This is a genomic window from Comamonas sp. C24C, assembly GCF_053345995.1.
Genome location: NZ_JBKFBC010000004.1, coordinates 339,023 through 359,052, shown reverse-complemented (window position 1 = coordinate 359,052; position 20,030 = coordinate 339,023). Strand labels below are relative to the sequence as shown.

Here is a 20,030-nt window from a genome sequence, read left to right as displayed (position 1 = left end):
ATGTGGGTATTCGCCCATTTTTGCAGCCGCCCCGAAACGATTGCCCGCCCATGCAGCAAGAGCCAGATTTCTTCCATAACCTCAATGAAGAGATGCGCGACGGAAAGCGCTGGTTGGAGCGGACAATAGTGCTGGCCTATGCCGCTGCAGCGGGCCTGAGCGTGGTGGCATTCACACTGCTGGCCGAGGCAGCTTTCGGTTTTTTCGAGAGCATCTATCACGGCGTCAACGGTTGGCTGGTGCTGATCTGGATGCCGGCCGTCACGGCTGCCGCCGTCTGGGCCACGCGCAAATGGGCGCCTGGGGCCAGTGGCTCGGGCATCCCGCAGGTGATTGCCACGCTGGAGCCGTCGGTCGATGCCGGTCTGCGCAAGCGCTTTGTGTCACTGTGGCTGTCGTTTGCCAAGATCGTGCTGTCCAGCGCGGGATTTCTCGCTGGGCTGTCGATAGGGCGCGAAGGGCCGTCGGTGCAGGTGGCTGCCGGTGTCATGCATTCGGCCCGGCGCTGGCTGGGCCCCAAGTCCGTCATCAACACCCATGCTTTGCTGGTGGCTGGCGGCGCGGCAGGTATTGCCGCCGCCTTTAACGCCCCGCTGGCGGGCGTGGTGTTTGCGATCGAGGAGCTCTCGCGCAAGCTGGAGTCACGCTCCAGCGGTCTCATCATCGCGGCGATTGTGCTGGCCGGTCTGATGGGGGTCTCGGTCTTCGGCAATCTGAGCTATTTTGGTCGAATCCGCGTGGCCGAACTCGGCTGGCGCGACCTGCTGCCTTGCCTGGCGGTGGCGCTGACCTGCGGCGTGCTCGGTGGCCTGTTCGCCAAGCTCATGACCCATTCGCTGACCTCGTCCACCGAACGCCTCAACAAGCTCAGGTCGCGCTTTCCGATTCGTTTTGCCGCGGTGCTGGCCCTGCTGATTGCCGTCATCGGCGTGGTCACCGGCGGTGCCACTTTTGGTGCGGGCTCGGAGGCCGTCAAGCATATGCTGCAGGGCGAGGCCGACGTGCCCGAGTTCTATGTCACGCTCAAGTTCATCGCCACCTGGCTATCGGCCTGGGTGGGCGTGCCCGGCGGCATCTTCGCCCCCTCGCTGTCGATTGGCGCAGGTGTCGGGAATAATGTGGCATCGCTTGCTGGGACTACGGATATAGCTCCTGCCTTGATAGCAATGGGCATGGCCGCCTTTCTGGCGGCCGTGACCCAGGCGCCGCTGACGGCTTTCATCATCGTGATGGAGATGGTGGACGGCCACGCTCTGGTGCTCAGCCTCATGGCATCGGCCATGATCGCCAGCATGATCTCGCGCATGATTGCGCGGCCGCTGTACGAATCGCTGGCCTTGCACATGCTTCATGTGGCGCGTGCTTCCTTGCCCAAGGAGCCTGAACCCGAGCCTGCGACGGCCCCAGCGGAGACCGCGCGGGCGGAGCCCTCCGTTGAGCCGGCAAAGGCAGACGCTGAAAGCAAGACCTGCTGAGGCGCAACCTGCGAGGCGCGGCCGGCTAGGTGCGGCCGGCCAGGCGCGACAGGTCATTGCGCCCCGGACTGTCCGTCAGAACCGGTTGCAGCTGTCCGGGGCTGGAGCTGGCACCGCCGCTCAAGGTGTCGGGTCAGGGAGCGAGGCTGGCATTGTCGATGACGAAGCGGTACTTCACATCCCCCTTGAGCATGCGCTCATAGGCCTGGTTGATCTCATCGGCACGAATCATCTCGATGTCCGAGACGATGCCATGCTCGGCACAGAAGTCCAGCATCTCCTGCGTTTCGGGAATGCCTCCGATCATGGAGCCGGCCAGACTGCGACGCTTCATGATGAGATTGAACACATTGGGCGATGGATGTGGCGTGGCAGGTGCGCCCACCAATGCCATCGTGCCGTCGCGTTTGAGCAGGGCGAAAAAGGCATCCAGCTCATGCGGAGCCGCCACCGTGTTGAGTATGAAGTCCAGGCTTTTGGCATGTGCTGCCATTTCCCGGGTATTGCGTGAGACGACGACTTCATGCGCACCCAGGGCTTTGGCATCGTCGCGTTTGGACTCGGAAGTGGTGAATGCGACCACATGGGCACCCATGGCGTGTGCCAGTTTGATTCCCATATGACCCAGGCCGCCGATTCCCACGACCCCGACCTTGTGGCCCGGCCCCACCTTCCAGTGGCGAAGCGGCGAGTAGGTGGTGATGCCGGCGCACAGAAGGGGCGCTACCGCTGCCAGCTGCCCGGCAGGATGGCGCACGCGAAGCACATAGCGCTCGTGCACGACGACCTGTTGGGAATAGCCGCCCAGCGTGTGGCCAGGAGCATCTGCGGTCTGGCTGTTGTAGGTGCCGACCATGTGGTCGCAGTAGTTCTCCAGGCCTTCATTGCAATCCCCACAGTGCTGACAGCTATCGACGATGCAGCCGACACCTACGAGGTCGCCGACCTTGAATTTCGAGACGTGGGCACCGACGGCACCGACACGGCCCACGATCTCATGGCCGGGCACGCAGGGGTACAAGGTTCCTGCCCACTCCGAGCGAACCTGATGGAGATCGGAATGGCAGACTCCGCAGAATGCAATGTCGATCTGCACATCATGCGCACCAGGGGCACGCCGGGTGATATCCAGTGACTCCAGCGGTTTGTCGGCGCCATGGGCTCCGTAAGCTTTGACAATCACGGCAAACTCCTTTCGTGGTGGTGAAATGCGTATCGGGACAGGGGCTCAGGGTAATGCATGCCGATGTCAATCCGGGGTCAGAGGGATTCGCAGGACCCAGGCAGGCGATCCGGTTGCAGCGGCTTTCAGGGGCTGCTGCGCTGCAGGCTTGCCAGGTGCTGCGCCAGGGCATCAGCGGCACGCCTTGCGGCAGCGGAGCCGACATGGGTGGCGAGCACCCGAGGAAGCTCCTGCAACTGCTCGGCAGTCAGACCCACATTCATGCTGATGCGCATATGGGCCTGCAGCTGAGGCTCAGCCCCGGGCAGGGCGGACAGCATGCCCAGGGTGGCCAGCTCGCGGCTTTGCCAGTCGAGGTTGTCACGTTCGAAAATGTCGCCGAACAGATGGGTGCGCAGGTACTCGTTTGCGGCGGGGGCAAAGTCGAACAGCGGCCCCGAGACAGCTGCACCCGACAACCGGGTCTGGTTGGCTGTACCGGCTGCCAGCAGTGCCTCGCCCTGCGGAATCTTCCGGCTGGGGCTGCTGCCGGGCAAATCTTTGATGCCGTGCCGCCTGCGTGTTTCAAGTGTTTTCATGAATTCACCCAGCGCATTGAGGCTGCGTGGAAAACCGGCGTAGGCATAGAGCTGCACCAGGATTTCCTTGATATCGCTGATCGTCAGGCCAGCGTCCAGCCCTTGGTTCAAGGCCGCATTCAGGCAAGCCATATCACCGGCAGCTGCAAAGGCTGCGATGGGCAAGATGGCCTGCTGACGCGTCGAGAGTGTGTCTTTGGCGGAACCGTCCATGTTCAGAGCCTCCTGAGAGTATGCAGCAGAGCAGCCCAGCACCATGGTCAGGCTCCATGTCAAAGCCTGGCGACGCGCAGTCCGCGCCATGACCGTTTCAGCGGGCGTTGTATTGATCATCGCTGACCTTCTCCAGCCACTCCACATTCCTGCCGTCCGCCGTGGCACCGGTAACGGCCAGGTGTGTCATGGCCGTCCCAGGGGCCGCTCCATGCCAGTGTCTGACGCCCGGCGGGCACCAGACTACATCACCGGGACGGATCTCCTGGATGGCTTTTCCCCATTCCTGTGTCAGGCCCGTGCCTGAGGTCACCACGAGGTACTGCCCTTTGGGATGTGTGTGCCAGGCCGAGCGTGCACCGGGAGAGAAAGTGACGTAGGCCCCGGAGACATTGATCTCGTCGTTGGCCGCAAACAAGGGGTCAACACGTACCAGCCCTGTAAAGAACCCTTCGGGGCCGGTCATGGTGTTCTGTGTGCCGGCACGTGTGATGACGGCGCCAGAGACGGTTTCTTCGGGGGCGGCGTCGCCGCTGCTGAGGGCTGCGCAAGCTAGCATGCCGGTGAGTGTCTTTTTCATGGCAGATCCTGTGTTCAAGGTTTTCGTCACTGTAGAAAAACCCCTATTGGTTGAGAAGACCGCAAAATTGGCATTTGCTTGTGCAAGATATTCACCAATGTCCAAGGAAAATCTCAATGACCTGCGCGCCTTCGTTGCCGTTGCCCGGGCGCGCAGCTTCACGCGTGCGGCGGCGCAGCTGGGTTTGTCGCGTTCCGCGCTGAGCCACGCCATGCTGGCCCTGGAAGAGCGCCTGGGAGTACGTCTGCTGACACGCACGACGCGCAGTGTCTCCACCACCGAAGCCGGGGCGCGCCTGCTGGATACCGTGGCTTTGCGTCTTGACGAGATCGATCTGGAGCTGGGTGCGCTCAGTGCCTTGCGCGACAAACCCGCTGGAACTGTGCGCATCACGGCCCATGACCATGCCATCCACTCCATCCTGTGGCCGCGGCTGAAGCCCCTGCTGGATGAGTATCCGGATGTGCAGCTGGAGTTCAGCGTGGACTATGGCTTCACCGATATCGCTGCGCAGGGCTTCGATGCGGGTGTCCGCAGCGGGGACCGGGTGGACAAGGACATGATTGCCGTGCGCATTGCAGAGGACTTGCGCATGGCGGTTGCCGCATCTCCCGAATACCTGCGGGGTCAGCCCTTGCCGCAAACACCGCATGAACTGACCAGCCATCGGTGCATCAATCTGCGCCTGCCCACGTACGGAGGGCTGTATGCATGGGAGTTCGAGAAGGCGGGACAGGTCGTCAACGTGCGCGTGAGCGGTCAGGTCACCCTGAACAACACCTTTCTCATGCTGCAGGCTGCGCTCGACGGGCAGGGGCTGGCCTATGTGCCGCTGGACCTGGTTCAGCCACATATCGATCAGGGACGCTTGATCCCTGTGCTGGAGGACTGGTGGCCCATTTTTCCCGGATATCACCTCTACTACGCCAACAGAAGGCAGATCTCTCCGGCATTGGCTCTGGTCATAGAGGCCTTGCGTTATCGCGCTCAGGGCGCGTGAGGCTACATCTTCTCGACGGCGATGGCTGGGTCAGGCAGCGTTGCGCAGGGTGATGCGAGGCGGTCGCACCATGCTCGTGGTGGGCAAGGTCGAGCCCGTGTTCCTTTCGCTCAGCCGCGCTGCGGGCGACCGCTGCTGGCGGAGCGCGTCCGCCAGTCGCCAGTTTGCAGGGCTGTCTGTTAGCCGCAAGCACCTACATAGCCGCAGGCCGTGCAGAACGCGCAGCCGTCCTTGCGGATCATGGCGTGAGCGCCACAGTCGGGACATTTCTTGCCATTGACCGGGCCATTGCTTTCGGGCGCGGCGGCCGGCGTGGCTGTCGTGCTGGGGGCGGGCTGGGGCAAGCCCCGGTTGGCGATGATGCTTTGGATGGCATAGGCCAGCAGGGCCACCTCGCTGTCGTGCCAGAGCGGGATGCGACTGCCGTCTTCGCGCGTTCTGCTGCCATAGCGCACGGGGCCTCGGTCCCAGGCCACCTTGCGCAGATCGGCCAGGGCCTTGTCGAGAAAGCCGCCACGTGCGGCCAGGCTCAGGCTGCGCATGGTGGCAGTGATCCATTGCTGGCTCTCGCCGGTCTGGCCCACTGGCATGAAGAACTCGATGGGACGCTCCACGCCATCGACCACCATGAAGCTGACGACGAGGTAGAGACGCCTTATGCCGTCATGCGTGAAGTATTCGATCTTGTCGACCACGGCATTGAGCGGGCCCTCAGGGCGGCGCTCTATCACGGCTGTCATGCCGGTGGAGCCTGAGGAATTGATAGCGGCTTGCGCTTTGTCAGTGGGCGTTTGAGAGGTTTTTGAGGTAGATTCTGTGGAGAGCACTGCACCCAGCGTGTCGTTGGGGCGGTAGGTGGCGCAGCCCTTGAGGCCGGCCTCCCAGCATTCCATATAGAGGTGCTTGAAGTCCTCGAAGGGATAGTCGGCCGGGATGTTGACGGTCTTGGATATCGAGGTGTCGATAAAGGGCTGGACGCAGCGCATCATGGCCACATGCTCGCTGGCGCTCAGTTCCAGCGCACTGACAAAGCAGTCGGGCAGTGGTGCCTCGTCGCCGTGCATGGCCTTGTAAAGGCGATAGGCATGGTCCTGTACGGTGTAGAACTGTTCGCCGCCATCGGCCGTGCGCTTTTTGCGTGTGTAGGTCCACGAGAAAGCGGGCTCGATGCCGTTGGACGCGTTGTCGGCGAAGGCCAGCGATACCGTGCCGGTGGGGGCAATGGACAGCAGATGGCTGTTGCGCAGCCCATGCTTTCTGATGTCCGCACGCAGTTCCTTGGGAAGTCGTTTGGCAAAGCCGCTTTTCAGATACTGCTTGGCGTTGAACAGCGGGAAGCTGCCTTTTTCCCGTGCCAGCTCCACCGAGGCTGCATAGGCTGCATCACGCATGGCGCGGGCTATTGATTCGGCCTGCTGCAGGCCTTCATCGCTGGCGTAATGCAGGCCCAGCAGAATCAAGGCATCGCCCAGCCCTGTGAAGCCCACGCCGATGCGGCGCTTTTGCTGCGCTTCACGCTGCTGCTCGGGCAGAGGCCAGACGGTGGCATCCAGCACGTTGTCCAGCATGCGCACCTGAACGGCGACGGCGGCGCGAAAGGCTTCCAGGTCGAAGAAGGCCTGCGGCGTGAACGGTTCGCGCACGAATCGCGTGAGTATGACAGGGCCCAGATCACAGCAGCCGTAAGGCGGCAGAGGTTGCTCGCCACAGGGATTGGTGGCGGCAATCTGCTCGGCATACCAGAGGTTGTTGTCGGCATTGATGTTGTCGAGGAACAGAATGCCGGGCTCGGCAAAATCATAGGCCGACTGCATGATGGCGTCCCAGAGCTTGCGCGCAGGCTGGCTTTGATAGACCCACAGCCCGTCTTCACGGCGATGGGCTCCGGCCTGTATCTGTGCATCGCTGGGGCTGGCAACATGGACCAGCTCCCATTCGGCATCGTCCCTGACGGCCTGCATGAAGGCGTTGCTCACACCGACCGAGACATTGAAATTGTTCCAGCGGCCTTTTTGACGCTTGGCGGTGATGAACTCCAGCACATCGGGGTGGTCGATGCGCAGCACGCCCATCTGGGCGCCGCGTCGTGCGCCCGCCGACTCCACCGTGGTGCAGGATGCATCGAAGACATCGATGAAGGAGCAGGGCCCCGACGCATTCGAATTGGTGCCACGCACCAGCGCACCGCGCGGGCGCAGATTGGAAAAGTCATAACCCACACCGCCGCCGCGGCGCATGGTCTCGGCCGCCTGCGACAGCGCCGTGTAGATGCCGGGGTTGCCTTGGGTGTCGAAGCCATTGGTGGCATCGGCGACGGGCTGTACGAAGCAGTTGATCAAGGTGGCCTTGGTATCCAGCCCCGCAGCCGCCATGATGCGACCGGCACCGATGGCGCCGAGTTGCAGATTGAGCAGAAATTTTTGTTCCCAATGGGCTTGAAGCTCGGGCTTTTCAACGGAGGCCAGGGCGTGTGCCACGCGGGCAAACAGGTCTTGTTCGGACTGCTCGCCGTCGGCCAGATATTTTTCGGCCAGGACGTCCTGGCTGATGGCCTGGGGAGGGAGTGTGTTCATGGCATGCCTCATGCTAAATGCAGTTCAAATGCAATTCGACTTTGTAGCGCAGACCGCCTGGAAGTGACGTGACGCAGCGCAACATCCGCGGGACTCCAGCTGGCCAGAGGCTGCCGGTGGCAGCTCGGGCCTGTCTCAAAATTGTGACAGACCCTTTGGCTCGGGAGTCCATGCGCTGGCAGTCGCTGAAACCCGGCGACAGGGCAGGGGTTGGCATGCGGCGGTCTGTCTGCTCGGGCAGGGCCTAGCCAGGGTTGGGCGCGCGGGTCTGAACCACCTCGCCCTCAAAGCGCGCAGCGGCATTCACGACCGCCATCACCGATGCAGTGACGATGTTCGCATGCATGCCTACGCCAAACCGCGAGCCGGGCACGCCAGGCCAGGCGGCTTCGACGATGGCAAGCGCGCAGGCGTCGGCGCCGTTACCGAGGCTGCGCTCCTCATAGCTGTCGATGCGCAGCGGCAACTCCAGCGCCGCAACCGCGGCAGCGATAGGACCGTTGCCCATGCCGCTGCTTTGCCTGGTCTGTCCGTCTGCATCGTGCCAGTGCAGCTCGACACCCTGGCCTCGCTCGCTGTCGAACAGCCGGTGGCCCTGGTAGCGCAAGACCGGTGACTGGGCGTTGGCATGCAGATAGGTGGCTTCGAACAATGACCAGATCTGCGCGCTGCTCAGCTCGGTTTCGCTGCTGTCGGCCCAGGCCTGGACGATGGCGCTGAATTCGATCTGCATGCGCCTTGGCATGGTGATGCCCCAGTCCTTTTGCAGCAGGAAGGCAATGCCGCCTTTGCCGGACTGGCTGTTGACGCGCACGATGCTGTCGTAGGTGCGTCCCAGGTCCTGCGGGTCTATGGGCAGATAGGGAACGCGCCAGGGAGCATCGGGCTTTTGCGCCGCAAAGCCTTTGGCAATCGCATCCTGGTGCGATCCGGAGAATGCCGTGAACACCAGATCGCCCACATAGGGGTGGCGTGGATGGATGGGCAGGGCCGTAGAGGCTTCGGCAATGCGTGCCACGGCAGCGATGTCGGAAAAATCCAGGCCGGGGGCAATGCCCTGGGTGTAGAGGTTCAGGGCCAGGGTCACCAGATCCACATTGCCGCTGCGCTCTCCGTTGCCAAACAGGCAGCCCTCCACGCGTTGGGCGCCGGCCAGCAGGGCCTGCTCGGCGCAGGCCACTCCGGTGCCTCTGTCGTTGTGGGGGTGTACCGACAGCGTGACATGTTCGCGTCGTGCCAGGCGCCGGTCCATCCATTCGATCTGGTCGGCAAACACATTGGCAGTGGAAACCTCCACGGTGGTCGGCAGGTTGATGATCATGGGGCGTTCGGGGCCTGCATCCCAGGCGGCAATGGCGGCATTGCAAACGGCCAGGGAAACGTCCAGCTCGGCCATGCAAAAGGTTTCCGGGGAGTACTGCAGCACCCATTCGGTTTCGGGGTGCTGCTCGGTCAGTTGCCGGAGGTGGCGCACATGGTGCTCCACCATGGCAATGATCTGCGGCACTTCCATGCCAAAGACGATTTCGCGGAAGGCTGGGGCCACGGCGTTATACAGGTGCACGATCACGCGGCGCGCGCCCGTCACACTGCGCACCGTGGTGGCAATCAGGTCCTCGCGCAGCTGGGTGATGACCATGGGCGTGACGTCTTGCGGAATCAGCTGAGCGTCGATCAGATGGCGCACGATGTCGAAGTCGGTCTGGGAAGCGGAGGGAAAGCCGATTTCAATTTCCTTGAAGCCGATGGCGACCAGCTCCTGGAACAGCCGCAGCTTGCGCTCGTGGTTCATGGGCTCGAACAGAGCCTGATTGCCGTCGCGCAAATCTGTCGACAGCCATACGGGCGCTTGCGTCAATGTACGGCCAGGCCATTGGCGGTTGGGCAGGTCCACAACGGGAAATGCGCGGTATTTGGTAGAGGGATCAGCCAGCATAGAGACCTTGGAGTAGTTGAAACGATGATCTGGTCTCCCTGCCCGGACTGGGCTGGCTAAGGTCGGGGTCTGGGGAGACCGGAGAGGAACCATGCGCAAGCGCGTGCGTACGGACCCCGACCAGATGTCAGAGTCAGTAGGCATAGCGGAAGCGGGTGGCGGTGTTTCACGGCAAGGTGCTTGATGAAGGCAGTGCGGCTACTTTAAGTCGCCAGAGGTATAGACTTCTATCGATAGATATTCATTTGTTGTAGGAATTTGGACATCTCATGGGTTTTGCCTCCCCCGAACATGGCGCGCATGCGCTGGACTTGCAGCATGCCCAGGCATCGTCATTGCCTGTCACGGGCGTGGAGCAGCGCTATCCGCCCGGTCATGTGGTGCCGCAGCACAGCCACGCGCGCGGCCATCTCATTTATGCCTCGGAAGGCGTGTTGCTGGTCGAGTCCCCCTGCGGGCAATGGCTGGTTCCTCCCACCACTGCGGTGTGGCTGCGCCCGGGCATGCTGCACCGGATCACGGCGACCACGGCGGTGCGAGCCTTTGGCCTGTTCATTGAGGAGGCTTGGTCGGAACGCCTGCCTGCCCGGGACTGCGTGCTTCATGTCTCGCCGCTGGTCAGGGAGTTGATGGCGGCGCTTGTCGACTTGCCCCATCAGAGGCCACATCGCCCGCGCGATGCGCTGCTGGGCAATCTGCTGCTGGAGGAGTTGCAGGCGCTGGCGCCGCTGCCGTATTACCTGCCATGGCCGCAAGACATGCTGATGCGACGCATCTGCGAGAGCATGCTGAGTGCACCGGCGCAGCGCACCACGGTCGAAGCCCTGGCCCGGCAGCACGCGCTGACACCCAAGACGCTGCACCGTCGATTTCTGAAAAGCACCGGGATGAACTGGGGCCGGTGGTATCAGCAGATGCGGCTGATGGCTTCCATCCCCCAGTTGCTGCGGGGCATGCCCATCACGACCGTGGCGCTGGAAAGCGGCTATGAAAGCCATAGCGCCTATTCGGCGGCTTTCCGCAAGCAGTTCGGCCGTCCGCCGTCGGAATTCGCAGCTACGGCGGACAGAGCAACGTTGCGTTAGCCGGTGCCTGCCACGCCAACATCTCTTTGCTTCCAAAAAAATAGCTTCCAACGCTTTTTCATCAAGCGCTGGAAGCTATTTTCAAGAGTGGAGCGGATCAGAGCTTCTTTACCAGCACCTGGCTCTTGCGGCCCCAGTTGTACTTGGCCTTGCGGGCCTCCGGCAGCCATTCGGGCTCCACGGGCTGAAAGCCGCGCTTGATGAACCAGTGCATGGTTCGTGTGGTCAGCACAAACATGGTTTCGCAGCCCAGGGCGCGGGCGCGCTGTTCGATGCGTTTGAGCAGTTTCTCGCCATCGCCCGTGCCCTGGCTCTTGGGCGAGACGGTGACGGCGGCCATTTCGGCAGTCTTGGCTTCGAGATAGGGGTGCAGGGCAGCACAGCCGAAGATCACGCCATCGTGTTCGATGACGGTGTAACTGGCGATGTCGCGTTCGATCTCGGTGCGGTCGCGCTTGACCAGCGTGCCGTCGCGCTCGAAGGGTTCGATCAGCTGAATGATGCCGCCCACGTCGTCGATCGTGGCCTCGCGCAGTTCTTCGAGCTTTTCGTCAATGACCATGGTGCCGATGCCGTCGTGCACATAGATCTCCAGCAGCAGCGCTCCGTCGGTCGAAAAGGGCAGGATATGGCTGCGCTCCACGCCATGCTCGCAGGCGCGTACACAGTGCTGCAGATAAAAGCCCACATCGGTAGGTTGCTGTGCAGGCGGGAGCTGGGCCAGCAGGCGGCGCGCGGCGTCCAGCGGCAGCTCGGTATCGATAGGGTTGTTCTCGTCGGCCGGGCCGCTGGGGTCCATGCGCACTCCGGGCACTTCGGTCAGGAACAGCAGCTTGTCAGCCTTGAGTTCGATGGCCACGCGGGTGGCGACTTCTTCCATGCTGAGATTGAAGGCCTCGCCCGTGGGCGAGAAGCCGAAGGGGGAGACCAGCACCATGGCTTCGGAGTCCAGGGCGCTGCGAATGCCTTCCACGTCGACCTTGCGCACCAGACCGGAGTGCATGAAATCCACGCCGTCGACAATGCCCACGGGACGGGCCGTGAGGAAGTTGCCCGAAATCACGCGTACCCGCGCACCGGCCATGGGCGTGTTGGGCAATCCCTGGCTGAAGGCGGCTTCGATCTCGTAGCGCAGCTGGCCGGCCGCTTCCTGGGCGCAGTCCAGCGCGATGGAGTCGGTGACACGCATTCCGTTGTAATAGCGTGGCTCCTGGCCCTTGAGGCGCAGCTGCTCGTTGACCTGGGGGCGGAAGCCGTGCACCAGCACGATCTTGACGCCCATGGCCTGGATCATGGCCAGATCCTGGACGATGGAGCTGAGCTTGCCCGCATCAATGGCTTCACCGGTCAGGCCCACCACAAAGGTCTGGTGTCGGAACTTGTGGATATAGGGAGCCACAGACCGGAACCAGGGAACAAAGGTGAAATTGAAGACGGTGGACATGGCAGTGCGCGAAAACCTCGAAATCGGGGGAAAAAAAGGCCTGCGTGGGGTATTACGCAGGCCTGCGGCGCAAAGTGTAGCGGTTACTAGCGTGCCTGAGCTAATTGCTGCGTGGTTTTATGCGCGCTGATCGCACAGTTTGTGGCTTTTGTGGCGCGATGTTTTCAAAAAATGACGACTTGTACCCAGGAGCAGCTCCTGGAGCTGCGCGGAAAGCCGGGTGCGGCAGCTACGGACGCGGGCTTGCCGGCCGTGACGGCCCTGGGCCTAGCTCTGTCGTGCATTGGTGCGCTAGTTCCAGTTGTCGATCTTGGTGTCCTGGGGAGACGGGCTGCCTTTGCCGGTCTCGACCAGAGCTCTGAGGCTGAGCAGGAAGACGGCCCATTTCATGCTGCAATGGGCGGTGAACTCGACCGTTTCGCGCCAGTTCCGGTGGCCGAACAACAGGATGGTGTAGCCGTCCTGGCGGCTCAGCTCGAAGGTCGCCTCGGTGCCTATCCATTCTTCGGGCCCCTCCGTGAAACGCCAGCGCACGCTGTGCTCCCTCTCCGGCATGACGAGGTCGAAACAGATTTTTCCGAGCTCCCGACCGTCCTGGTCGATGAAGCGAGCGCTCATCGCGACTTCGGGCCCCGCGCTTGCGCTCATCTCCCGGGTCCACCAGCCGGCTATACCTGCAACGGACGAGATCGCCTGGAAAACATCGCCGACAGGCGCTCTGATACCAATTCTATGAATGATGTCCACCATGTCCTCGGTCTCCTCGTGGATTCAGATGGTCGACGATACCGATAAATCGGCGCCAACCATACAGCAGTTCCACCCGCAAGGCCAGGTGCGGCAGGCACAGGCAGCGCAGGCTCAGGGGCGTGAGAACACTTCCACCCTCGCCGGCGGCAGATTGCCCCACACGGTTTCGCGGTCTATGCGCTTGAGGCCGGCGCTCTGCCAGGCGGATGCGCCAAACAGCGAGTAAGTGAACTGGATCACGCGGCCATCGCTGGTCAGCGAGCGCGCCCAGGTGTCGGTGATCTTGTGCACTGACTGATGGGGCAGCGAGCGAAGCGGCAGGCCCGAGACTACGGCCTTGACCGCTGCACGACCGAGAATCGAGGGCCAGTCACCGGCATCGGCATGAAAAACGCTGATCTGCGGGAATCGCTCGGACAGGTAGCTGGCGAACGAGGAAGACTTTTCTATGATCACCAGTCTGCCGGGTGCGATGCCGCTGCGCAGCAGTGACTCGGTGATGACTCCTGTTCCTGCACCAAGCTCCACCACCAGACCCTCGTCTCCGCCACCCACCAAAGAGGCCATCGTATTGCCCAATCGCGTCGAACTCGGGCACAGGGCACCGATCTCGCGGGGAGACCGTATCACTTCGTTCAGCAGCATGAAGTTGCACGACATATTTTTCATTCAGAGCTCTCCCGGGTCTGGCCCATTGTGCGGATGAGTTTGAAATCATCGCTGCAGGAAATATTGAACGCGCTTCGTCAGATAGATGGAAAAAACGGTAACAACGCCGCTGCCCAGCATGTCCACCAGATAGTGCCCGCCGTTGATGGGCGTGGAGATCAGCATCAGGATGTTCAACGCGAGCACCCAGCGAAAAAGCCGGAGCTGTCTGTAGGCATGGATGAGCAGCAAGGCAATCGTCGTGTGATAGGAAGGGAACGTGACTATGCCTTTCAGATCCCCGAATGCGAACTCGCTCAGGCTTGCCTCCCTGAGCGCCATGAAGTGAGGCAGGTGCACGGCGTTCTCCAGCCCGACGGAGTGGAAGAAGAGAGTCCCTCCGGCAGGCAGCAGCCCCGATAGCAGGGCCGTCAGCATCAAGGCGATGGAAGACGACCACCACAACTCCTCATTTCTGTCGTTTCTTGCGCAGTGCGACAGGTAGATGATCGAGAAAAAGACTTGCAGCAGGCCGCTGAAATAGGCCAGCGTGAGCACGGCCCTGAGAAGCGGGTGTTGCTGGACAAAGCCATAGAAGGCCAGCCAGTTGAAGCCCAGCGCCTGATCCAGTCTGGTGAACTGGGCGTCGAGCAGCGGCAGATTCAAGGTCGCGAAGATATAGGTCAGTATGGCGCCGATCAGCGCTGTCACTATCCACAGGGCTGCGTAGAACGACATCTCGGACAAGGCCAGGCTACGCCCCGAATATCCATAGATCCAGCTGATGCTCAGCAGGATCAGAGTCGTCCAGAACACCGGCTCGGTGCCGGAAAAGACAAGCGGATGGGCATGTATCCACAGCGCTTCTCCGAGAGCCAGGGTGGCCAGGAAAAGCATGGGGGCGAGCTTTCGGGGACTGATCTGCTGCCAGCCATTGACGGTTCCCTGCATCAAGTTCATCGCAAGCTCCCTTGTGGATCCATTCGATCGTCCGCGAAGGCCGGCCGCTGCGTACCCAGGCCTGGGTTGTCCCTGCCTGGCGGCATGCCCGGGTCGCCAGGGGACTGCCGCAGTGGTGCGGCAGTCCGGGCGCGGCCTAGGCGCTTCCCGCGATCATGGGCAGCACCATGCGCAGCAGTCTGATGATTGCCGGGCCGAGAACCACCATCACGATGGCGGGGAAGATGCAAGTCACCAGCGGCAGCAGCATCTTGGTGGGGATCTTGGCGGCCAGTTCCTCGGCACGCATCTGACGCTTGTGGCGCAGATCGTCCGAGAACACCCGGATGGAGTCGCCGATGCTGGTGCCGAAGCGGTCCGCTTGCGTCAGCATGGCCGTGAAGGCGTGTATCTCGTCCACTCCGGTGCGGGCGGCCAGGTTGCGCAAGGATTTCTCGCGGGTGCTGCCGGCGCGCATTTCCAGATTGGTCCAGTGAAGTTCCTGGGCCAGGGCTTCGCTTTTGATGCGGATCTCGGCAGTCACCTTGCCCAGCGCCGCATCCAGTCCCATGCCTGCCTCCACGCAGACCAGCATCAGGTCGGCGGCATCGGGGAAATTCTCGAAGATCTCGCGCTTGCGGCGTGCGGCCATCCAGCGCAGCACCAGATTGGGCAGATAGCAGGCCACAAGCCCGGTGACCAGCGGATAGAGCAGCAGCTGCAGGCTGTCTGTCGTGCCCTGGGCCAGCATCAGCGAATAGACCAGGAACATCATCACCAGAGGCAGCAGCGTCTTCGCGCCAAAATACAGCAAGGGCGCGTTCTCGTGGCGAATGCCGGCATTTAGAAAGCGCAGACGCAACGGGGTGGCATCACTGCCCGCAGTGGGGGAGGAGAGGTGGGCGAACGGCCCAACCAGCTTGACCGCAGTTTCTGTCCAGCTACCGGACAGGGGGGCTGGGCTCAGCTCTTGCAGGCGCTGTTCTGTGACCGTGGGCGTGACCCAGAAGAACAGGGCTCCTGCAGCCAGCATGAGGGCGGCGAAAGTGAGCAGGGCGACGATTAACATGGCGGACTCCTTGCGGTTGGGATGCACTCATACCCGTATGCGGACAATGCGGCGCAGCATCAACATGCCGATCACCATGAGTCCGGTCAGCCATTGCAGAATGACGATGCCTATGGGGTCGGTCCACAAGGTGGACATGAATTCCGGGTTCACGAAATTGAGCAGGGCTGCCAGGGCAAAGGGCATCAGCCCCAGGATCCAGGCCGACATTCGTCCTTCGGAGGACAGAACCCGGATCTTGGTGTGAAGCTTGAGCCGCTCGCGGATCAGGCGGCTCAGATTGCTCAGCATCTCGGTGAGGTTGCCTCCCGATTCGCGCTGTATCAATACGGCGACGATGAAGTAGCGCAGATCGGTGATCGGTATTCTTTCTCCGAGATTGTTCAAGGCCTGCTGCAGCGTTGTGCCGTAGTTGATCTCGTCGTGCACGAGACGGAACTCGCCGGCTATGGGCTCTGACAGCTCTTCTCCGGCCATCTGCAGGCCTGCCGAAAATGCGTGGCCGGCGCGCAATGCCCGCGCAATCAGGTCCAGCGCCTCGGGGATCTGGCGCTCCAGCAGGCCCAGACGCTGATTGCGCTTGCGCTGCAGGTACAGCCATGGCAGGCAGCCCAGGACGGCACCGGCGAGCAACACCAGCTCCATGGGCAGATGGAACATGCTTGCGGCCAGTGCCCCCAGGAAAAATAGTATCCCGATGCCGAGCAGCAAACCGGAAACCGTCCATTCCAGGCCTGACTGAACAATCACGCGGTCCAGCTGGTGGGCGCGCGGCATGCTTTGCAGCATGCGCTGCATCCTGGGCATGTCGCTGAGTACGCGTTCCTTGACCAGCTTGGTCGGAGTGCTGTGATCGTCGGCGGCAGACAAGGCCCTGAGCCGGCGTTCAAGTCGCTTTGCCTCAGGGCTCTTGTACTGCTTCCAGACCAGGTGAACGCCTTCGAGCAGCAGGAGTACGGCGGCAAACACCAGCGCAATGATCACCAGGATCGAGTGGGAAGAGAAAAAGGACAGCATGGCAGCACCTTTGGGCCGAGTTCATTGATAGTGACGCTCTGGAGCGAAGATGCTGTCAGGCAGCGCAATGCCGAAGCCTTTGAGCCGGTCGGCGAACTTGGGCCTGACGCCTGTGGCATGGAAATACCCCTGGACTTCGCCGCTGACACCGACACCGGTCTGGGTGAAGGCAAAGATCTCCTGCATGGTGACCACATCGCCCTCCATGCCGGTGATCTCCTGGATGCTGGTGATCTTGCGCTTGCCGTCGGTAAGCCGCAGCACCTGCACGATCACCGTGATGGCCGAGGCAATCTGCTGGCGTGCGGCCTGGTGCGGCAGGTTGAGGCCCGCCATGCCGACCATGTTCTCCAGACGTGCCAGCGAGTCGCGCGGCGTATTGGCGTGGATGGTCGTCAGCGAGCCTTCGTGGCCGGTATTCATGGCCTGCAGCATGTCCACGGCCTCGGCGCCGCGGACTTCGCCGATGATGATGCGGTCAGGGCGCATGCGCAGGGCGTTGCGCACCAGCGAACGCTGCGTGATCTCACCGCGGCCCTCTATATTGGGCGGACGCGTTTCCATGCGCACCACATGCGGCTGTTGCAGCTGCAGCTCGGCGGCATCCTCGATGGTGACCACCCGTTCCACGGCAGGAATGTAGCCCGAAAGAATATTGAGCAGCGTTGTCTTGCCGGCGCCCGTGCCCCCGGAGATGATCATGTTCACCTTGGCCTTGGCCAAGGCTTCCAGAGTCAGAGCCATGCCTGGTGTCAGGCTTTTGAGGTCCTGGATCAGGTTCTCCATGCGCAGCGGGATGCGTGCAAAGCGCCGGATCGACATCATTGGGCCATCGAGCGCCACGGGCGGAATGACGGCGTTGACGCGCGATCCGTCGGGCAGGCGGGCATCGACCATGGGACTGGACTCATCGATGCGTCGGCCGATACGCGAGACGATCTTGTCGATGATGCGCAGCAGATGCTTGTCGTCCGTGAAGACCACGGGCGTGAGTTCGAGACGACCAAGGCGCTCCACATAGATCTGATCGTGACGGTTGACCAGGATGTCGGAGATCGCAGGGTCGGTCATGAGCAGCTCGAGAGGGCCGAAGCCCAGCATCTCGTGCTGGATGTCGCGGATCAGCAGCCTTCTTTCCAGATCGTTGACGACCGCTGCGTCTTCCTCCAGCAGGCGTTCGGTCATGCCGGCAATCTCCTGCTGCAGCGTCTGCGTGGGCAGCGACTCGAGCGCAGCCAGGTCGAAGCGCTCCAGTAGCTTGGCATGAATGCGCGTCCTGAGTGCCAGATAGGCTGCGGAGTGTCCGTAGTGCGGGGCGGGCGGCGCAGAGGGAGGCGCTTGCGGCGCGGCGACCTCGGGTGTGTCCGCTGCTTCGGTAACAACCTGCAGCGCCGGCTTGGAGGCGCGTGTCGCTGATGTGGCCAAGAAATCTCTGAGTGACATGACGGTCTCCTTGTGCGCTAAGGGATGGCTCATGCCCGGCGGAAGAGCCGGTTCAAAAAGCCGTTGCTGTCTTCCCGGGACTGGGGCGACAGCGCGTCGGCCCAGGCACCCAGTTCGCGGACCACGGCGCTGTTGCGGCAGGATTCGGCCAGCGGCACTCCCGCATTGATGCTCGCCTGCACCTCCGGCGCGGCGTCGGGAATGCTGCGCCATTGCTGCTCCAGGCCCAGTGCCTTGCGCACTTCGGGTAGGCCGATTTCGCTGCGCCGGTCGACCCGGTTCAGTACCGGATACAGACGGCTTTCGGGATAGCCCAGATCGTGGAACATGTGCAGCAGCTTCTGCGCATTGCGCACGGCCGGCACATTGGGCAGCAACACCGGCACGATCTGCTGGGCCCTGTCGAGCACACGCAGAGCCAGCGGATCGAGCACACGCCCCATGTCGATCAGCACAAAGTCATAGTGCATGCCGGCGAGCTGCAGGATGGCATCCACATGCAGCGGCTCGACCTCCATGGCATGCATGGCGCTTTCGGGGGCCGCCAGCACATGCAGATGAGGGGTGATCTTGACGGTGCTGGCCGTGAGAAAGGACGCATCGAGTCGATGGATGTCACGGGCCACATCTGCCAGGGTCGATGCGGGCTTGGCTTCATGCAGATAGGCCAGGGTGTCGCCGAACTGCAGGTTGAGGTCGATCAGCAGTACCGAGTGCTTGCGTGCCAGCATCCAGCCGAGGTTGGTGGTCAGAAAGGTGGCTCCGCTGCCGCCCTTGCAGGGCAGCAAGGCCATGACCTGGCCCTGATGGCGGTCCGCCGTGTGATGCTGCAGCTTGGCGGCGATGCGGTGCACGGCGTCCAGCAGGGCCTGATGCGGAGCCGGTGAAGTCAGTACTTCGCGAACGCCGGCGCGCATGGACTGCAGCAGAAACTCGGGGGTCTGCTGGGCACACAGCAAGATGACGGCGATGTGCGGCTGATGCGTGGTCACATACTCCACCGGCGCCAGGTCGGCCGGCTCGCAGCACATGCCGTCCACGATCATCAGATCGGGCCGGTGCTGCTCGGCAATCGAAGGCATGCGTGTCTTGCCGCCTTCGAAGGTCTGAACCTGGTGCGATTGCTCCTGCAGCACACGGGCCATCTCCTGAAGATGGGTGGTGTTGGGAGAGATGATGGCGATTTTCATGATGTGGGCACCCCTGGTTAGCTTGAGCAGGCCGTGCTGCTGTTGATGTCCTGGCGCATGACTTCCCGGGGCAGCGTGCTCGAGAAGCCGGGCATGGGGATGGCCGTTTGCAGGCCCTTACCCACGATGGGTGAAATCCATTGGAATTTCAGTCCCGTGATCGCGACGGTCACGCTTTGGCAGCTTGCCGCGGTGCAGCCGGAGGGGGCCCAGCTGACATTGACGGTGCTCACCTGGGGAAGCAGGGCCTGCATGCGCGCAAGCACCTTGGCCTGCTGGGCGGTGTCGTCGCAGACCGCGGCATAGCGTGCCCCCGCGCGCGCGGCTTCGTTGGCCGCCACCCAGGTGAACAGCATGCGGCTGAAATCCACGATGCCGAAGAGAAACATCAGGAAGACCAGCAGCGCCAGGGCAAACTCGACGATGGTTGCTCCGCGCTCGGAGCGGGAGTGACGTGGCGTTTTCATGTCTGTGTCCTCATCGTGGCGGCGATATTGCTCAGCGTCAGGCCGCCGTTGGCGTCGCCCAGTCGCAAGCCGAAGACGCTGGCCGTCATGGAGCGGAAGCGGTAGCCGGTGACGGTCACGGTGACGGTGTTGATCAGCGGATAGGTGCCGCTGGTCTGCCAGGAGCAGCTCACGGCCCCGGTGTTCAGACCGGGCGCCAGAGGCGTGGTGCCAGCCGTGGTCTGGCCGTACACCACCAGATTCTGGGCCTGGCTGCAGCCGGTGTTGGGCAGCTGGACCGAGAGATAGCGCACTGCATCACGTACCGATTTGGCGACCGTGTTGTATTCGTAGAGCGCACGGCCGAATTCGACGAGCAGCATGCTCAGCAGGAGCAGAAAAGGCAGGATCAGAGCCAGTTCCACCAGCTCCACCCCTTGTTGCCTATGGTGCTTGGACAT

General features: G+C 62.4%; 18 protein-coding genes. 3 read left to right on the top strand and 15 right to left on the bottom strand.

Going from position 1 to position 20,030, the window contains the following annotated elements:
- The first annotated feature begins 50 nt into the window (after nt 1–50).
- Entirely contained in the window at nt 51–1,475 is a 1,425-nt protein-coding gene (locus ACLBXN_RS10385; protein WP_447612072.1) for a chloride channel protein, read from the top strand.
- A gap of 133 nt (nt 1,476–1,608) precedes the next feature.
- On the opposite strand, the gene ACLBXN_RS10380 is transcribed toward ACLBXN_RS10385, so the two are convergent.
- The 3 genes from ACLBXN_RS10380 to ACLBXN_RS10370 form a co-directional block, all read right to left on the bottom strand.
- A complete protein-coding gene (locus ACLBXN_RS10380; protein WP_447612071.1) occupies nt 1,609–2,658 on the bottom strand; it encodes an NAD(P)-dependent alcohol dehydrogenase in 1,050 nt (349 codons plus the stop codon).
- Between the two features lie 125 nt (nt 2,659–2,783).
- Complete coding sequence (locus tag ACLBXN_RS10375; protein WP_447612070.1) at nt 2,784–3,569, bottom strand: carboxymuconolactone decarboxylase family protein; 786 nt, start codon at nt 3,567–3,569, stop codon at nt 2,784–2,786.
- A complete protein-coding gene (locus ACLBXN_RS10370) occupies nt 3,547–4,029 on the bottom strand; it encodes a (R)-mandelonitrile lyase (protein ID WP_447612069.1) in 483 nt (160 codons plus the stop codon). The genes ACLBXN_RS10375 and ACLBXN_RS10370 overlap by 23 nt, the downstream gene beginning before the upstream one ends.
- 97 nt (nt 4,030–4,126) lie before the next feature.
- On the opposite strand from ACLBXN_RS10370, the gene ACLBXN_RS10365 reads away from it, so the two are divergent.
- Nucleotides 4,127–5,029 (top strand): LysR family transcriptional regulator, encoded by a 903-nt coding sequence (locus tag ACLBXN_RS10365; protein WP_343678523.1) that lies wholly within the window; start codon nt 4,127–4,129, stop codon nt 5,027–5,029.
- A gap of 179 nt (nt 5,030–5,208) precedes the next feature.
- Here the strand turns inward: ACLBXN_RS10365 and ACLBXN_RS10360 are convergent, their stop codons facing one another.
- Both ACLBXN_RS10360 and ACLBXN_RS10355 read right to left on the bottom strand, forming a co-directional pair.
- Nucleotides 5,209–7,602 carry an adenosylcobalamin-dependent ribonucleoside-diphosphate reductase gene (locus ACLBXN_RS10360; RefSeq protein WP_447612068.1) on the bottom strand — a complete coding sequence of 798 codons (2,394 nt, stop codon included), beginning with the start codon at nt 7,600–7,602 and terminating at the stop codon, nt 5,209–5,211.
- A gap of 244 nt (nt 7,603–7,846) precedes the next feature.
- The gene (locus ACLBXN_RS10355; RefSeq protein ID WP_447612067.1) at nt 7,847–9,538 is read right to left on the bottom strand and encodes a 2-isopropylmalate synthase; all 1,692 of its coding nucleotides are present in this window, start codon (nt 9,536–9,538) and stop codon (nt 7,847–7,849) included.
- A 269-nt stretch (nt 9,539–9,807) separates the two neighbouring features.
- On the opposite strand from ACLBXN_RS10355, the gene ACLBXN_RS10350 reads away from it, so the two are divergent.
- Nucleotides 9,808–10,623 carry an AraC family transcriptional regulator gene (locus ACLBXN_RS10350; protein WP_447612066.1) on the top strand — a complete coding sequence of 272 codons (816 nt, stop codon included), beginning with the start codon at nt 9,808–9,810 and terminating at the stop codon, nt 10,621–10,623.
- A gap of 97 nt (nt 10,624–10,720) precedes the next feature.
- On the opposite strand, the gene argA is transcribed toward ACLBXN_RS10350, so the two are convergent.
- The 10 genes from argA to ACLBXN_RS10300 all read right to left on the bottom strand — a co-directional run bounded on the left by argA (nt 10,721) and on the right by ACLBXN_RS10300 (nt 20,030).
- Nucleotides 10,721–12,067 (bottom strand): amino-acid N-acetyltransferase, encoded by a 1,347-nt coding sequence (argA, locus tag ACLBXN_RS10345; RefSeq protein WP_003079639.1) that lies wholly within the window; start codon nt 12,065–12,067, stop codon nt 10,721–10,723.
- A gap of 291 nt (nt 12,068–12,358) precedes the next feature.
- Nucleotides 12,359–12,817: an SRPBCC family protein gene (locus ACLBXN_RS10340; protein ID WP_447612065.1), complete on the bottom strand. Its 459-nt coding sequence runs from the start codon at nt 12,815–12,817 to the stop codon at nt 12,359–12,361.
- Nucleotides 12,818–12,928: 111 nt separating this feature from the next.
- Entirely contained in the window at nt 12,929–13,486 is a 558-nt protein-coding gene (locus ACLBXN_RS10335; protein WP_407716048.1) for a class I SAM-dependent methyltransferase, read from the bottom strand.
- A 45-nt stretch (nt 13,487–13,531) separates the two neighbouring features.
- Entirely contained in the window at nt 13,532–14,425 is an 894-nt protein-coding gene (locus tag ACLBXN_RS10330; protein WP_447612064.1) for a phosphatase PAP2 family protein, read from the bottom strand.
- A gap of 136 nt (nt 14,426–14,561) precedes the next feature.
- The gene (locus ACLBXN_RS10325) at nt 14,562–15,473 is read right to left on the bottom strand and encodes a type II secretion system F family protein (protein WP_211456101.1); all 912 of its coding nucleotides are present in this window, start codon (nt 15,471–15,473) and stop codon (nt 14,562–14,564) included.
- Nucleotides 15,474–15,500: 27 nt separating this feature from the next.
- Nucleotides 15,501–16,490, bottom strand: coding sequence for a type II secretion system F family protein (locus ACLBXN_RS10320; RefSeq protein ID WP_447612063.1), 990 nt, complete (start codon nt 16,488–16,490; stop codon nt 15,501–15,503).
- A 21-nt stretch (nt 16,491–16,511) separates the two neighbouring features.
- Nucleotides 16,512–17,933, bottom strand: coding sequence for a CpaF family protein (locus ACLBXN_RS10315; RefSeq protein WP_447612062.1), 1,422 nt, complete (start codon nt 17,931–17,933; stop codon nt 16,512–16,514).
- 29 nt (nt 17,934–17,962) lie between these two features.
- The gene (locus tag ACLBXN_RS10310) at nt 17,963–19,123 is read right to left on the bottom strand and encodes an AAA family ATPase (RefSeq protein ID WP_211456104.1); all 1,161 of its coding nucleotides are present in this window, start codon (nt 19,121–19,123) and stop codon (nt 17,963–17,965) included.
- Between the two features lie 17 nt (nt 19,124–19,140).
- Complete coding sequence (locus ACLBXN_RS10305) at nt 19,141–19,590, bottom strand: TadE/TadG family type IV pilus assembly protein (RefSeq protein ID WP_447612061.1); 450 nt, start codon at nt 19,588–19,590, stop codon at nt 19,141–19,143.
- Nucleotides 19,587–20,030 (bottom strand): TadE/TadG family type IV pilus assembly protein, encoded by a 444-nt coding sequence (locus ACLBXN_RS10300; protein WP_447612060.1) that lies wholly within the window; start codon nt 20,028–20,030, stop codon nt 19,587–19,589. The genes ACLBXN_RS10305 and ACLBXN_RS10300 overlap by 4 nt, the downstream gene beginning before the upstream one ends.

Bases quoted from the DNA above. Each gene is read 5' to 3' on its own strand.
- ACLBXN_RS10385 (WP_447612072.1), top strand. From the start codon at position 51: ATGCAGCAAGAGCCAGATTTCTTCCATAACCTCAATGAAGAGATGCGC.
- ACLBXN_RS10375 (WP_447612070.1), bottom strand. From the start codon at position 3,569: ATGATCAATACAACGCCCGCTGAAACGGTCATGGCGCGGACTGCGCGT.
- ACLBXN_RS10370 (WP_447612069.1), bottom strand. From the start codon at position 4,029: ATGAAAAAGACACTCACCGGCATGCTAGCTTGCGCAGCCCTCAGCAGC.
- ACLBXN_RS10365 (WP_343678523.1), top strand. From the start codon at position 4,127: ATGTCCAAGGAAAATCTCAATGACCTGCGCGCCTTCGTTGCCGTTGCC.
- ACLBXN_RS10360 (WP_447612068.1), bottom strand. From the start codon at position 7,602: ATGAACACACTCCCTCCCCAGGCCATCAGCCAGGACGTCCTGGCCGAA.
- ACLBXN_RS10355 (WP_447612067.1), bottom strand. From the start codon at position 9,538: ATGCTGGCTGATCCCTCTACCAAATACCGCGCATTTCCCGTTGTGGAC.
- ACLBXN_RS10350 (WP_447612066.1), top strand. From the start codon at position 9,808: ATGGGTTTTGCCTCCCCCGAACATGGCGCGCATGCGCTGGACTTGCAG.
- argA (WP_003079639.1), bottom strand. From the start codon at position 12,067: ATGTCCACCGTCTTCAATTTCACCTTTGTTCCCTGGTTCCGGTCTGTG.
- ACLBXN_RS10340 (WP_447612065.1), bottom strand. From the start codon at position 12,817: ATGGTGGACATCATTCATAGAATTGGTATCAGAGCGCCTGTCGGCGAT.
- ACLBXN_RS10335 (WP_407716048.1), bottom strand. From the start codon at position 13,486: ATGAAAAATATGTCGTGCAACTTCATGCTGCTGAACGAAGTGATACGG.
- ACLBXN_RS10330 (WP_447612064.1), bottom strand. From the start codon at position 14,425: ATGAACTTGATGCAGGGAACCGTCAATGGCTGGCAGCAGATCAGTCCC.
- ACLBXN_RS10325 (WP_211456101.1), bottom strand. From the start codon at position 15,473: ATGTTAATCGTCGCCCTGCTCACTTTCGCCGCCCTCATGCTGGCTGCA.
- ACLBXN_RS10320 (WP_447612063.1), bottom strand. From the start codon at position 16,490: ATGCTGTCCTTTTTCTCTTCCCACTCGATCCTGGTGATCATTGCGCTG.
- ACLBXN_RS10315 (WP_447612062.1), bottom strand. From the start codon at position 17,933: ATGTCACTCAGAGATTTCTTGGCCACATCAGCGACACGCGCCTCCAAG.
- ACLBXN_RS10310 (WP_211456104.1), bottom strand. From the start codon at position 19,123: ATGAAAATCGCCATCATCTCTCCCAACACCACCCATCTTCAGGAGATG.
- ACLBXN_RS10305 (WP_447612061.1), bottom strand. From the start codon at position 19,590: ATGAAAACGCCACGTCACTCCCGCTCCGAGCGCGGAGCAACCATCGTC.
- ACLBXN_RS10300 (WP_447612060.1), bottom strand. From the start codon at position 20,030: ATGTCCAAGCACCATAGGCAACAAGGGGTGGAGCTGGTGGAACTGGCT.